We start from the raw sequence: 11,995 nt of genomic DNA, 5'->3' as shown, positions 1-11,995 counted from the left end.
CGCCCCGCGACCGGTGGACTATAGTTCCAGTGGGGGCAGGCACTCTTTCGCGGAGCTGGCTATGGCCGCTTTGAACACTGGGCTCGATCCGGTCCGAGGTTCGTCGAATGCAGGGGCAGGGGCAGGGGCAGATGCGGCCCGAACGCCTGCGCAGGTCCCGATGGCGCAGCAGAGTGCCTTTGGCAGCCACGGCTATGACATGTATCCCCAGGAACTCGTCCGGCTGTCGGGCTGCCAGGAGCAGGCGCTGCGCCGGGAGACGAAGCGCGCCTTGCAACTGAGCTGAAGGTCTTGTCCGATCTCGCCGCTCGATGGTCCCCGCGCTGGTTCATGGCCGGAACGCAAACCCCGGATCATGGTTGTAGTTCATGATCGTGGTTATTCCGGTATACGTGCGTTAACCTATCATTAACCAGATCGCGCGACCCTGTTCGCATACCCCAGGAATGCGACGGAACCGGACGGCCGGAGCCGGCAGTCGCGACAAGAGGCCGGCGGCGTAACGCCCGCCGGCCTTTTTGCGTGGGCGGGTCAGCTGGAATTGACACCGCACCCTTGCGTCAGTTGCGCCGCGCCAGCGAGCGTAGGAAGCCCTGATATTCCTCGTTCAACTCCATATCGACGGCAGGCGCGAGCTTCAGCAGGACATTGGCGATGAAGGCCTGGTCGTTGCGCGGCTCCTCCAGCACCTCGCGCAGCACCGGGACGTTGTCCTCGATGTGATGCAGAAAGGCGACGCCTTTCTCCGCCGTCTCGGTCCAGCGCGCCCGCGTCCATTTCGCCAGCGGATACATGATCTCGTGGACGAAGTTCGACTTGCGCGCCTTCTCGAAGAAGCGCAGTCCGGCGCTCCAATATTCCTTGGCGCGCAGCGGCGGTGGCGGCAGATCGCCTGTCAGCATCTTCTTGCCGGCCTGGCCGACGAAATCGTCGAGCGTGGTCGGCGCATCGATCGTGGCGCGGAAGTGCCACAGCGCGAACGAGCCGGGAAAATCCTTGCCCATGCCGTCGAGCAAGGCGGTCTCGACCTTGTCGACCGCGGCCTTGTCGCCCTTCAGCGACGCCGTCATCGCGAAGGCGAACAGCGCGTCGTTGCCGACCTCGTGGACGCCGCCGTTCTGCAATTGCGCCGCCGACAATGCGGGTGTCTTGCCGTCGGCAGGCACCACGGCCTCGCCGGCGCGCTGCGCCTTGATGAAGGCGGTGATCTCGAGCCAAGCCATGAGGTTGGCGATGAAGGCGTCGGGATCGACATGCACGATGGCGAGATTGAGCGGCTCCTTGCGTGTTCTCAGCTCGGTCATGTCGGTCATGTCGCACTCCGCCGCAACTCGCCGCCGAGCGGTCTGTCGCCTTTGCGACACGATGGCTCGTTCGACGAGAGATGCCGGGAAAGGCAGCAAGAAGGGTGCCATGGTCTTGTCAGGCTTGGTCTTGTCGGGCTCGCGGGCACAGCGCGGTCCGCGGAACGAGTTTTGCTCGTGGTCCTTCGATTGCGATGGTCGCAATGGAGCATGAGGCCAGCGAATGTTCACCCGCGTCTGCAAGGCCGACACCATCGACGAAGGCGGCATGCGCCTCGTCATCGCCGACGCCCAGCTCGTCATCCTTGCCTGGCCCGACAATGGCGAGCTCAAAGCGTTCCAGGGCGTCTGCCCGCACACGGCGGCGCCGATGGAGGAGGCCGGCTTCGACGGCCGCGTGCTCAGTTGCCCCGTGCACAATTGGACGTGGGATGCTTTCACCGGTACGCCGCTCCACCCGCCGGAGAGCGCGCTGGCGCAATATCCGGTCAAGGTCGAGGACGGCGTGGTCTACATCGACACGGACGGTATCGCTCCGCTGTTTGCGGCCCGTTGAGCACGCGGGAAGAGACCGGAAACACCGCCACGGGGTGGCTTGCCCGGCCGGCGAAACGCCTCTATACGTTCGGCGCGCGGCACGGAATCACCGTCGGTGGTTCAGCCGACCTCGCAGATCATCGCCTCAAGCTGCTGATTTGCTGAAGGTTTTACCGAAACGTGCAAGCGGCGATGGCACCGGGGCCTCGTGCCCTCTGGCATCGTGCGTATTGCTCCCTTCGTCTATCGGTCAGGACGCCACCCTTTCACGGTGGAGAGAGCGGTTCGATTCCGCTAGGGAGCGCCACTCCGCGCCGGCATTCCTTCCATCTTCGATCTTGAAACGGACGGTTTGCGCCGAGACGCGGTCGGCGCGAGGTTCTGCAGCGATGAATCGCACGCGCAGTCGGGGTCCGGTCAACCGTCCATTAGGGTCCTTGCCGTACTGCAACGGGCGAGCAGGAGCAGGATGATGGCCGCGCCCAAGAAGCGGGAAGCCCGCAAATCGATGAAGCAGCCGGCGTGGATCACGCTGGATGGCGGGTTCGCCGTGCGCCATTGCCTGGTTCAGGACATTTCCAGCGCCGGCGCCAAGCTGACCCTGCAGGACGCGGCGGCGCTGCCGGCGACCATCCGGCTCGCCTTCGCGCGCGACGCAAGAACGGGCCGCCAGTGCCAGGTGGTGTGGCGCCGCGGCGCCTCGGTCGGCGTCAAGTTCATCGGCAAATAGACGGCCGGTGTCGCTTCGCCGCGGCAGACGCGCTAACAAGCGGAATGTGTCGGTCTCTCATCCTGGGCGCCCTCGCGGTGCTCGCCGCCGTGACCGTGGCAGCCGCCGGCTCGCCGGGGTCGTCGCTTCTTGCGCCATCGCTTCCCGGGCCGAAGGCGGCTGGACCGAATAAGGCCGCATCCCGTTCAGGCGCCGCCACCAGCAATCCCTGCGCGTCCTACGGCGCCAACTTCGTACGCGTCGAGGGAACCGATACCTGCGTGAAGGTCGGCGGCGCCCTGCGCGTCGAGATGGGCACCTCGACCAGCCGCTGAGGTGCTCACGACAGCGGCGGCGCGATGTGGCGGATGAAGGCCGGGCGTTGCGCGATCTGTCCGTACCAGCGCGCGAGGCTCGGCAGCTTCGGCTTGACGACACCTTCGACTCCGAACCAGCGCCGGGCATAGGCGCCAAGCGCAATGTCGGCGAGCGTGAAATGCTCGGCCTCGACGTGGCTGCGCGTGGTCAGATGCGCGTCGAGGATGCGCCACATCGCCGCGGCGTCGTCAGCCGCCTTCTGCAAGGCGGCCATGTCGCGCTGCTCCGGCGGCGTTCGCACCAAGCCCCAGAACAGCGGACGCTCGATCGGCTGCACCGTCGACAGCGTCCAGTCCAGCCAGCGCTCCACCGCGGCGCGGTGCTGTGGCGTCGTTGGATAAAGCGGCGTGCCGTCGCCATAAGCGAGGCAGAGATAGCGCATGATCGCGTTGCTCTCCCACAGCACGAAATCGCCATCGACCAGCGTCGGGATGCGGCCGTTCGGATTCATTGCGAGATAGTCCGCCTCGTTGTTGCGGCCGTACTGCATGCCCGCGTCGATACGGTCATAAGCGACATCGAGCTCGGCGAGACACCACAGCACCTTCTGCACGTTCACCGAATTGGGGCGGCCCCAGATCGTCAGTCTGTCGTCGGCGGACACGTTCGGCTCCTCTCTGGGCGAGCGTCATCATTAGCCCATGTTACGCAAAAAGCCCCGCTCGAAGCGGGGCTTTTCCGACGAACGCATCGTTCGCGGCGATCAGTGGCCGAAGAACAGCCAGAGCAGAATGATCACCGGAATCGGCACGCCCAACAACCACAATAGAAGTCCTCGACCCATCTCGGCCTCCTCGTATCCTCTCCATCAATCGGAGCGACAACGCGAGGGTGGCCACGATGTTCCGGCTGGATCATGAAGGCGAATGACTCACCAATGTCCGGTGTTCGGCATCGACAGCCAGGGCTCGGCCGGCGCCTTCGGCTCGCCCTTCTGCAACAGCTCGATCGAGTGCAGATCGGGCGAGCGGATGAAGGCCATGTTGCCGTCGCGCGGCGGCCGGTTGATGGTGATGCCGAGCTTCATCAGCCGGTCGCAGGTGGCGTAGATGTCGTCGACCTCATAGGCGAGATGGCCGAAGAAGCGGTCCTCGCCATAGCTCTCCTCGTCCCAATTGTAGGTGAGCTCGACCAGCGGGGCGCCACGCGTCGGCGGCAGGCTCTTCAGCAGGTATTCATCTTCGGGTGCGCAGAGAAACACCAGTGTGAAGCGACCCTTGTCGTTGTCGATCCGGCGCACCTCCTTGAGGCCGAGCGCATCGGAATAGAATTTGAGCGCGGCGTCGAGATTGCGCACGCGCAGCATGGTGTGGAGATAACGCATCGTGTCTTCTCTCCCTGAACTCGAAGCGGATGGTCAACGGCCGCCTGCGGACGCCGACCCATAGCAGCAATTCGCCCGCCCGTGTATCGAGCCTGATGCTGCGGCGGCGCCGGCTCGCTCGGATGTGCGGTGCGCGCGACGACGCATTCGACGGGGCTGCGCGGTGTTGCGAGAGCGCCTCCGTATGCCAGCGAATCGCTGTTTTGGCAGTGATTCGCGGCATGGATGAACGAGCGCGATGCGACCGCATGCAGGGATTTCAGCATGTTTCCCCTGCAATGTGCGGCCAAAATCACGCAGGACCGTCGAAAATGCCTGGAAATATAGGGGAAAATGAATCGCTTGCTCCGTTCGATCGCCATCGCAGCTTGACTTCTGCGCGCTCCGTTGGAATTTTGGCGCCGCTGTGGGTGCTTCGGGGCCCCTTGAAATGCAGGAGAATCCCGAAAATCGCGGGGTGATACGCCACTAGACGACTGAAGTCCCGGCTGTGCAATGCAGCCAGAAAGCCCCGACCAGTCTGCGCAGCAATGCGCTGATAGCCGCGCAGTCGTCACGTCATTCACCGGTATCAATCACAAGGAGATACGATGGCTACCCAACTTTCCAAGTCGCAACTGATCGAGAAGATTGCGACCTCGACCGAGCTGTCCAAGCGCGACGTCAAGAACGTCATGGAGACGCTCACCGACGTCGGCCACAAGGAGCTGAAGAAGAACGGCGTGTTCCTGGTGCCGGGCTTCGCCAAGTTCGTCGTCGTCAAGAAGCCCGCCGTGAAGGCGCGCAAGGGCACCAACCCCTTCACCGGCGAAGAGATGATGTTCAAGGCCAAGCCGGCCCGCAAGATCGTGCGCGCCCGCCCGGTCAAGGCCGCCAAGGACGCGGTTGCCTGATCTGACCGTCAGTCACGGTCGTGATCACGTCAAAGGCCTCCTGAAAAGGAGGCCTTTTTCGTTGCGGGCTGTGTGGTTGCAGCGCGGCTGAGTGTTGCGGTCGCCGAAGCGCCGACGTCCCCGGACCGCGAAGGTTGGCACCGCGGGGGCCCGAAAAACGACAGCAGCGCCAGCGCGACGGAATATCTTCGTCGCGTGGCGCCACCCTCGAAACTGGGCCCTGAAATCCCCAGTACTGATGTGTCTCTGGGAGGCGCAGGAAGGTTCAAAGGTCTTTGCGGGAAGATTGACCGGCCCGTACGCCCTCCGGCCTGCGCGGGAGCGCCGTCGCGCGCGCTGGGGAGAAGCCGGTGGATATGGCGCGGCAAGCCGTTGATCCGCGATCCGAAGAGCCCAGCCGAGGAGCTGTGGATAAGCGTTGGATCCGCTGTGGATGAAGGCGCGGCGCTCGCCCGCAAAGCTCGGCTTCAGCGGCGCTCGCCGGTCAGATCCGCTCCGTCGTCCGCAGCTATTTCAGGCGCCGCACCGGCCGCCTCGGTCCTGGGATGACAAGACGCAAGCACGACGAATCCGCCATAGCCGATGATGTTGAACAGAAGTTCCAGCCAGGATGCCATCGGGGATTTCCCTCATGGCGGTGAACGTGTGGCGACGGTCACGGTTCCAACGCGCGCGGCGGTGAGCCGGCCTGCAACCAACTCCCCCGCATCTGCGTTGTTTGGACGCATGGGAATTGGAGGACATTCGATCATGAGAAAGACATTGGCTGTTCTGGCGACCGCGGGCGCCGTCGCCATCACCGCACTGGCGGCACCCGCACCGGCACAGGCGCGCGGCATCGGCCCGGGTCTCGCATTCGGCCTCGCGGCGGGAGCGTTGACTGCCGGCGCGATCGCAGCCTCGCACCCGTATTACTATGGTCCGGGCTACGACTACTACGACTACGGCCCGCGTTACGTCTACGCGCCCGGGCCGTATGCCTATTACGGCGGACCGTACTATCATCGCTACCACCACTGGCGTCATCACTGGTAAGCGCCAGTCGTGACAAGGCGAGCCCGGATGGCGAAAGCCTCCGGGCTCTTCTTTCATCCCTGCTATTCCGCGGCCTCGCCGCGCTGCGCCTTCTTCCACGCCAAGCGGGCATATTCCTCGCGTTCGCGCGCGAACTTCTCCTGGGTCGACTTGAACCGTGCAATCCTTGCGGTGATGTCGGCGCGCTCCTTCGCGCGGCGGTCGTCCTGCGTCTCGTTCTGCCTCACGGATCCTCTCTGCTCCGGTCGCTATCCGGCGAGCCTCGCCCTGAGACGCGTGACAAACTTCCTGGCGAATCGCTGGCGCGATGTGGATGTCCGATTGGGGCGTGATTGCGGACGGTCGGCCCCGGCTGCAGGCGGCTCGCGCGTTTTGCTGGGGACGGAAGGCGAGCAACGCCAACGTCTTCCGGTAGACACGAAACAATCTGACTCGCTTTGCTTGCAGTTGCGTCGTTCACGACCGGTTCCGGTGGATGCGGAGTGGCGCAACGACGCAGCCGAGCCGGACACGCTCAGAGGCGGGGGCCAGCTTGCCGTGCTATGAAGGGAGGACAATGATGATGCGAGGTTTCATGGTTCGGGACCGCCGCTGATGATTGCATCCGATCTGCACGACGGGGTGAACCGCCTGGGAGACATGATCGCTGCGGCGCGGGTGATCGTCCCCTTCACCGGTGCTGGAATATCGACCGAGACGGGCATTCCGGATTTCCGTTCTCCCGGCGGTCTATGGACGCGCAACCGGCCGATCCATTTCGACGAATTCGTCGCCAGCCAGGAGGCGCGGGACGAGGCTTGGCGGCGGCGCTTCGCGATGCAGGGGACGTTTGCCGCGGCGCGGCCCGGCCGCGGCCACCTGGCGCTTTCGTCGCTCTACCGTGCGGGGAAAATTCCGGCCGTCATCACTCAGAACATCGACAACCTGCACCAGGACTCCGGTTTCGCCCCGGATCACGTCATCGAGCTGCACGGCAACACCACCTACGCGCGATGCATCGGATGCGGGCAGCGCTATGAGCTCAACTGGGTGCGCGAGCGCTTCGAGGCCGACGGTGCCGCGCCGGATTGCCCCGAATGCGCGGAGCCGGTGAAGACCGCGACGGTATCCTTTGGTCAGTCGATGCCCGAGCATGAAATGCAGCGTGCCAGCGAACTCGCGCAGCACTGCGATCTGTTCGTCGCGATCGGCTCATCGCTGGTTGTGTGGCCGGCCGCGGGCTTTCCATTGATGGCAAAGCGGGCTGGCGCGCAACTCGTGATCATCAACCGGGAACCGACCGATCAGGACGACGTTGCAGACCTCGTTATCCACCACGACATCGGCGAAGTACTCGGATCGTTCGTCCGTAATTGAACGGAAATTGATGCATTTTTGTCGGCATCTCTGTTCATATGCCTCACTGAAACCGATTTTTATCTATGCGCGGCACGAGGGAATGTTATCTTTGATTCGAGAGATTCGCGTGACTCATCGTGGGTATAGGTGGTGAGCACGTGTATGAGGGCGCCGTTGCAGGGGTGGCGGCTCACAATTCATATGTGAGGTCCGGGGTTATGGGGTCGGACGGATTTGAGTCCAAGAAGCTTGGGGTGCCGGTCGTTGGTGTATCGACACCAACCCGGCTCGGGGCGGAATATCAAACCGGCGTCGCGCGCGACTCGGCAATCGATGCGATGACCGGTCTTGGCGAGAACCTCGTCGAAATCAGCGGTGTCATCAAATGGTTCGACGCCTCGAAGGGATACGGTTTCATCGTTCCCGACAATGGCTGGCCGGACGTGCTGCTGCACGTCACGGTGCTCAGGCGCGACGGCTACCAGACCGCCTATGAAGGTGCTCGCCTGGTGGTGGAGTGCGTGCAGCGCTCCAAGGGCTACCAGGCCTTCCGCATCGTCTCGATGGACGAGTCGACGGCGATCCATCCGGCGCAGATGCTGCCGCCGCGCACCCATGTGACGGTCACGCCGACCAGCGGGCTGGAGCGAGCCCAGGTCAAGTGGTTCAACCGGCTGCGCGGCTTCGGCTTCGTGACCTGCGGGGAAGGGAGCCCGGACATCTTCGTCCACATGGAGACCCTGCGCCGCTACGGTATGACCGAGCTGCGCCCCGGCCAATGGGTGCTGGTCCGCTACGGGCCCGGCTCCAAGGGCATGATGGCGGCCGAGATCCACCCCGAGACGGGCTCGCCGGCATTGTCCTCGCACTGAGCGGATGTTTCCTGCGACCACCGCATTTGACGGCCCCGGAACGGCGTTTCCTGGGGCCGTTTTTCATGCCGGCTCCATCTTCACGGACGGGCCGCAGTCTTGCTGCGGAGGCCGCGACCGTGTAGTGACGGGTCCTCGAGGACAATCGTCCTTCGAGACCATCGGGGTATAGCGCAGCCTGGTAGCGCGGCAGTTTTGGGTACTGCAGGTCGTTGGTTCGAATCCAGCTGCCCCGACCATCTCCGCAGCGGCGCGGCTTCCCAGGTGAGGCCAATTGCTGGTGCGAACTCCGGCTCGACGCTCACGATAGCGAGAAGGATTTCGGCCAGGCCGCCAGCCGTCAATCGGCACGAGCGACCGCGAGCGCGGCTGGGCCAAAAAAATTCGGATGCTCCCGCAGCGGCAAAACCCGGGAGCATCCGAAGTGTGCGGGTGAATCCGGGGAAGGAACATCCGCTGGTCGTCAGCATCCTCTGAATCGAAATCTCGCGTCTTTGCGCTAAATCAAATCAGGCGCAGGAGGCAGTTCGCGCGTCGGCCGTGCCGAGGTCGCCGGGGGCGGATCAGCGCGCCAGCTCGCCCTGCGCCAGCCGGCCGTCGATGATGTGCACGCGCCGTTGCATCTGAGCGGCGAGGTTGAGATCGTGCGTAACCGCGACGACGGTCTTGCCGCGCAGCGTGACCAGATCGCGCAGGATGCCGAACACCTGCGCGGTCGCGGCGGTGTCGAGGCTGCCGGTCGGCTCGTCGGCGAGGATCACCGGCGGATCGTTGGCGAGCGCGCGCGCCACCGCCACGCGCTGGCGCTGGCCGCCCGACAATTTGTCCGGCGTCTTGCGCAGATGCTCGGCCAGCCCAAGCGACTCCAGCAGCTCCTCGGCGCGCTGGGTGATGGCGCGGGGCGACAGCCGTGCCAGCGCGCGCATCGGCAGCGCGACGTTCTCGGTGATCGAGAATTCCGGCAGCAGGAAATGAAACTGGAAGACGAAGCCGAGCCGCGACAGTCGCACCTCGGCGCGCTCATCCTCGCTCATGCCGGTCGTCGAGCGGCCGTCGATCAGCACGTCGCCCTGGCTCGGCAGGTCGAGCAGGCCAAGCAGGTAGAGCAGGGAGGATTTGCCCGAGCCCGACGGTCCGGTGATGGCGATGAGCTCGCGCGGATGGATTACGAGATCGATGTTGGCGACCAGCGTCACCGGCACCTCGCCAGGCAGCACCTTCGTCACTTGCCGCGCCTCGATCAGGGGCGGGCTCACGTCGCCCCCCGGATGATGTCGACCGGATGCAACCGCGCCGCGGCGCGGGCCGGAAAGTAGCCGGCGACCGCGCTGGAGATCAGCGCGACCGCGCCGGCCAGCAGATAGTGCTTCAGCGAATACAGCACGGGCAGATGATTGTAGTCGGAGAACGGCGTCTTGAACTCGAGCGAGGCCAGCCCGCGGGTAAGCAGGTAGCCGAGCGCCCAGCCTAGGGCGGCACCGGTCAGGCCGATGAACAGCGCCTCGACGATGAAGATGGTGCGGACCGTGCGGTCGCGGAAGCCGAGCGACTTGAGGATGGCGATGTCGCGGGTCTTCTCGTGGGTGATGGTCGAGATGATGTTGTAGGTGCCGAAGCTCGCGACCAGCAGGATGGCGCCGACGATGGTGTACATCAGCACGTTGCGCAGCGTGATCGCCGCCAGCAGGTCCTCCTGCGCCTCCTGCCAGGAGACCGCCTTGTAGCCGGTCTGCTCGCCGATGCGCTCGCTGATCAGGCGCGCCTGCATCGGATCGTTGGTGCGGACGCGGATCTCGTTGATGATCCCAGTCTGGCGCTCCAGGATCTGCGCGGTGCGCAGCAGCACGTAGCCGGTGGTCTCGTCGGTGCCGCGGAAGCCGGAATGGAAGATGCCGACGACGGTCGCGTTCATGCTGATGCCCTGGGCCGAGGCGAGCGTGATGTTGGAGTTCACCCGCGCGCCGATCTTGGCCGCGAGCCGGTCGCCGAGCAGGATCGCGTGCGAGGACCGGTACAGCGAATTGAGATTGCCCTGCCGCATGTGGCTCGCCAGCGTCGAGACTTGGCCTTCAGTGCGCGGATCGATGCCGATGATTGCGACCGTCAGGTTGCGGCCGGCGAAGCGCAGCACGGCCTTGGACTGCACCGACGCCGTCAGCGCGCCCGGCACCCAGCCCTGCAGCGAGGCGATGGTGGCCATCGGGTTCTTGATGCCGGGGCGGCGGACATTCGGGGTCAATCGATGATATTCGGCCGCCGCATAGACCTGGTCGGCCGGCTGGCGGGTCGGCTGGCGCAGCTCGTCGGTGATCGAAATGTGCGGCAGCGCGTCGACCAGCGTGCGGATGAAGTCGTCCTGGGAGCCCTCCATCATTGCCGCCATCATCACCGAAAACGCCACGCCGGTCATCACGCCGGCGATCGCGACCAGCGTCTGGCGGGCGCGATGGCGCACATGGGTCCAGGCGATGGTCAGGACGAGGCTCATGGCACGGACGTCTCGGGCTCGATCACGCGAATCCGCTCGCCGTCCTTGATGTCGGCCGTCGCCGGCGCCGCGACCAGCTCGCCCTCGCGGGCGCCGTCGAGGATCTCGACCGCCGCGGAGCCGCGGATGCCGATCCGCACCGCGCGCCGGTGCACACGGCCGCCATCGATCACCATGAGGCTGTTGTTGACGACGGCATTGGCCGGCGCGAGCAGCGTGTCGCCCGTCTCGCGGCTGACGATGTTGGCCTCGACGCTCATGCCGACGCGCAGCGGCGTGTTGTCGGGCAAGCCGATCCGCACTCGGAACGTCTTGGCCACGGGATCACCCGCCGGCGTGATCTGCTTCACCGTCCCGGGCAGGGCCTGGTTGCCGAACGCATCGGCGCGTAGCAGCGCCTTCTGCCCGACCTGGACACGGGGGATGTCCTCCTCGTTGACGTCGGCGACGACCCAGAGCGGCTTCTCCAGGCCGACGCGGTAGAGGATGGTGCCGGGATCGACCATGTCGCCGACCTCGCCGTCCTCCTTGAGGACGACGCCGTCCATCGGCGCCACCAGCTTGAAGTAGTCGAGGCGCTGGGTCTGGGCCGCGATCTGGGCGCGGATGCGGGCGAGATCGCTTTCGGAGCGCTGGTACGCTTGCGATGTGGCCGCGCCGCGGGCCAGCAACTGCGACTGCCGCTCGAACTCGTGGCGCTGGAATTCCTCCTGTGCGCGCAGATCGTTCAAGGTGGCCAGCGCCTCCTTGTCGTCGAGCCGCGCCAGCACGTCGCCGGCCTTGACCAGCTTGCCCTCGCAGCGGCAGCGCTCGACGATGCGGCCGCGGACCAGGGGCGTGCTCCGCGACCACGTCTCAGGCTCCACCGCGCCGGTCGCATACACGATCTCGGCCGCCGTGCCGCGGGTGATGCGGGCGGTCGCGATCAGCGGTCCACGCACCCACCATGTGGCAAGCCCGGCCAGCGCGCCGAACAGCAGGATGATCGAGAGCAGGCCGCGCCACGGAAAACGACGCCGGCCGCGATCGACGGCCGGCGGGGCAGCAATGGCGTTGGATCGGTCCGGCGTCAGCATGTCCATGATCGAACGGACCCTGCGACGGGAGAAAGGCTATA

Annotated in this window: 16 protein-coding genes and 2 tRNA genes; 10 read left to right on the top strand and 8 right to left on the bottom strand. The window is 65.2% G+C overall.

Features of this window, described 5'->3' with window-relative positions; genetic code table 11:
- Positions 1-160: 160 nt before the first annotated feature.
- Positions 161-286 carry a hypothetical protein gene (locus QX094_RS27180; RefSeq protein WP_315712083.1) on the top strand — a complete coding sequence of 42 codons (126 nt, stop codon included), beginning with the start codon at positions 161-163 and terminating at the stop codon, positions 284-286.
- A gap of 274 nt (positions 287-560) precedes the next feature.
- Here the strand turns inward: QX094_RS27180 and QX094_RS27175 are convergent, their stop codons facing one another.
- Entirely contained in the window at positions 561-1,313 is a 753-nt protein-coding gene (locus QX094_RS27175) for a hypothetical protein (RefSeq protein WP_315712081.1), read from the bottom strand.
- Positions 1,314-1,527: 214 nt separating this feature from the next.
- On the opposite strand from QX094_RS27175, the gene QX094_RS27170 reads away from it, so the two are divergent.
- The 4 genes from QX094_RS27170 (at position 1,528) to QX094_RS27155 (ending at position 2,885) form a co-directional block, all read left to right on the top strand.
- A complete protein-coding gene (locus QX094_RS27170) occupies positions 1,528-1,860 on the top strand; it encodes a Rieske 2Fe-2S domain-containing protein (RefSeq protein WP_315712080.1) in 333 nt (110 codons plus the stop codon).
- Between the two features lie 213 nt (positions 1,861-2,073).
- Positions 2,074-2,148 (top strand) — tRNA-Glu (locus QX094_RS27165).
- A 165-nt stretch (positions 2,149-2,313) separates the two neighbouring features.
- On the top strand, positions 2,314-2,571 hold the full coding sequence (locus QX094_RS27160; protein WP_315712079.1) for a PilZ domain-containing protein: 258 nt from the start codon (positions 2,314-2,316) through the stop codon (positions 2,569-2,571).
- Positions 2,572-2,615: 44 nt separating this feature from the next.
- Positions 2,616-2,885 (top strand): porin, encoded by a 270-nt coding sequence (locus QX094_RS27155; protein WP_316173691.1) that lies wholly within the window; start codon positions 2,616-2,618, stop codon positions 2,883-2,885.
- A gap of 5 nt (positions 2,886-2,890) precedes the next feature.
- On the opposite strand, the gene QX094_RS27150 is transcribed toward QX094_RS27155, so the two are convergent.
- Complete coding sequence (locus QX094_RS27150; RefSeq protein WP_316173690.1) at positions 2,891-3,532, bottom strand: glutathione S-transferase family protein; 642 nt, start codon at positions 3,530-3,532, stop codon at positions 2,891-2,893.
- Positions 3,533-3,799: 267 nt separating this feature from the next.
- Positions 3,800-4,252 (bottom strand): VOC family protein, encoded by a 453-nt coding sequence (locus QX094_RS27145; RefSeq protein ID WP_315712076.1) that lies wholly within the window; start codon positions 4,250-4,252, stop codon positions 3,800-3,802.
- 590 nt (positions 4,253-4,842) lie between these two features.
- On the opposite strand from QX094_RS27145, the gene QX094_RS27140 reads away from it, so the two are divergent.
- Positions 4,843-5,145, top strand: coding sequence for an HU family DNA-binding protein (locus QX094_RS27140; RefSeq protein WP_172109121.1), 303 nt, complete (start codon positions 4,843-4,845; stop codon positions 5,143-5,145).
- 467 nt (positions 5,146-5,612) lie between these two features.
- Here the strand turns inward: QX094_RS27140 and QX094_RS27135 are convergent, their stop codons facing one another.
- Complete coding sequence (locus QX094_RS27135) at positions 5,613-5,762, bottom strand: hypothetical protein (protein WP_315712075.1); 150 nt, start codon at positions 5,760-5,762, stop codon at positions 5,613-5,615.
- 133 nt (positions 5,763-5,895) lie between these two features.
- Between QX094_RS27135 and QX094_RS27130 the strand changes: the two genes are divergently transcribed.
- Entirely contained in the window at positions 5,896-6,180 is a 285-nt protein-coding gene (locus tag QX094_RS27130; protein ID WP_316170494.1) for a hypothetical protein, read from the top strand.
- A gap of 62 nt (positions 6,181-6,242) precedes the next feature.
- Here QX094_RS27130 and QX094_RS27125 read toward each other — a convergent pair whose 3' ends face one another.
- A complete protein-coding gene (locus QX094_RS27125; RefSeq protein ID WP_315712073.1) occupies positions 6,243-6,407 on the bottom strand; it encodes a hypothetical protein in 165 nt (54 codons plus the stop codon).
- 367 nt (positions 6,408-6,774) lie between these two features.
- Between QX094_RS27125 and QX094_RS27120 the strand changes: the two genes are divergently transcribed.
- From QX094_RS27120 to QX094_RS27110, 3 genes are all read left to right on the top strand, one after another.
- Complete coding sequence (locus tag QX094_RS27120) at positions 6,775-7,536, top strand: SIR2 family NAD-dependent protein deacylase (RefSeq protein WP_316173688.1); 762 nt, start codon at positions 6,775-6,777, stop codon at positions 7,534-7,536.
- Between the two features lie 200 nt (positions 7,537-7,736).
- Entirely contained in the window at positions 7,737-8,390 is a 654-nt protein-coding gene (locus QX094_RS27115) for a cold-shock protein (RefSeq protein ID WP_315712071.1), read from the top strand.
- Between the two features lie 162 nt (positions 8,391-8,552).
- Positions 8,553-8,629, top strand: a tRNA-Pro gene (locus tag QX094_RS27110).
- 324 nt (positions 8,630-8,953) lie between these two features.
- Here QX094_RS27110 and QX094_RS27105 read toward each other — a convergent pair.
- From QX094_RS27105 to QX094_RS27095, 3 genes are read right to left on the bottom strand one after another with little or no spacing between them, the layout of a single operon-like run.
- Positions 8,954-9,646, bottom strand: coding sequence for an ABC transporter ATP-binding protein (locus QX094_RS27105; protein WP_316173686.1), 693 nt, complete (start codon positions 9,644-9,646; stop codon positions 8,954-8,956).
- Positions 9,643-10,878 (bottom strand): ABC transporter permease, encoded by a 1,236-nt coding sequence (locus tag QX094_RS27100; protein WP_316164799.1) that lies wholly within the window; start codon positions 10,876-10,878, stop codon positions 9,643-9,645. Before QX094_RS27100 ends, QX094_RS27105 begins: the two co-directional genes overlap by 4 nt.
- Positions 10,875-11,954 (bottom strand): efflux RND transporter periplasmic adaptor subunit, encoded by a 1,080-nt coding sequence (locus QX094_RS27095; protein ID WP_316170496.1) that lies wholly within the window; start codon positions 11,952-11,954, stop codon positions 10,875-10,877. Before QX094_RS27095 ends, QX094_RS27100 begins: the two co-directional genes overlap by 4 nt.
- Between the last annotated feature and the right edge of the window lie 41 nt (positions 11,955-11,995).

Origin of the sequence: Bradyrhizobium sp. SZCCHNS1050, assembly GCF_032484785.1 — a bacterium.
Lineage (GTDB): Bacteria > Pseudomonadota > Alphaproteobacteria > Rhizobiales > Xanthobacteraceae > Bradyrhizobium.
Note: the sequence above shows the minus strand (reverse complement) of the source record. Positions and strands in the feature narration are given on the sequence as shown.

Excerpts from the sequence above, each read along its gene's own strand:
- QX094_RS27155 (WP_316173691.1), top strand. The coding sequence starts at position 2,616 with ATGTGTCGGTCTCTCATCCTGGGCGCCCTCGCGGTGCTCGCCGCCGTG.
- QX094_RS27175 (WP_315712081.1), bottom strand. The coding sequence starts at position 1,313 with ATGACCGACATGACCGAGCTGAGAACACGCAAGGAGCCGCTCAATCTC.
- QX094_RS27120 (WP_316173688.1), top strand. The coding sequence starts at position 6,775 with ATGATTGCATCCGATCTGCACGACGGGGTGAACCGCCTGGGAGACATG.
- QX094_RS27095 (WP_316170496.1), bottom strand. The coding sequence starts at position 11,954 with ATGCTGACGCCGGACCGATCCAACGCCATTGCTGCCCCGCCGGCCGTC.
- QX094_RS27135 (WP_315712075.1), bottom strand. The coding sequence starts at position 5,762 with ATGGCATCCTGGCTGGAACTTCTGTTCAACATCATCGGCTATGGCGGA.
- QX094_RS27115 (WP_315712071.1), top strand. The coding sequence starts at position 7,737 with ATGGGGTCGGACGGATTTGAGTCCAAGAAGCTTGGGGTGCCGGTCGTT.
- QX094_RS27170 (WP_315712080.1), top strand. The coding sequence starts at position 1,528 with ATGTTCACCCGCGTCTGCAAGGCCGACACCATCGACGAAGGCGGCATG.
- QX094_RS27160 (WP_315712079.1), top strand. The coding sequence starts at position 2,314 with ATGGCCGCGCCCAAGAAGCGGGAAGCCCGCAAATCGATGAAGCAGCCG.
- QX094_RS27145 (WP_315712076.1), bottom strand. The coding sequence starts at position 4,252 with ATGCGTTATCTCCACACCATGCTGCGCGTGCGCAATCTCGACGCCGCG.
- QX094_RS27130 (WP_316170494.1), top strand. The coding sequence starts at position 5,896 with ATGAGAAAGACATTGGCTGTTCTGGCGACCGCGGGCGCCGTCGCCATC.
- QX094_RS27180 (WP_315712083.1), top strand. The coding sequence starts at position 161 with ATGGCGCAGCAGAGTGCCTTTGGCAGCCACGGCTATGACATGTATCCC.
- QX094_RS27140 (WP_172109121.1), top strand. The coding sequence starts at position 4,843 with ATGGCTACCCAACTTTCCAAGTCGCAACTGATCGAGAAGATTGCGACC.
- QX094_RS27100 (WP_316164799.1), bottom strand. The coding sequence starts at position 10,878 with ATGAGCCTCGTCCTGACCATCGCCTGGACCCATGTGCGCCATCGCGCC.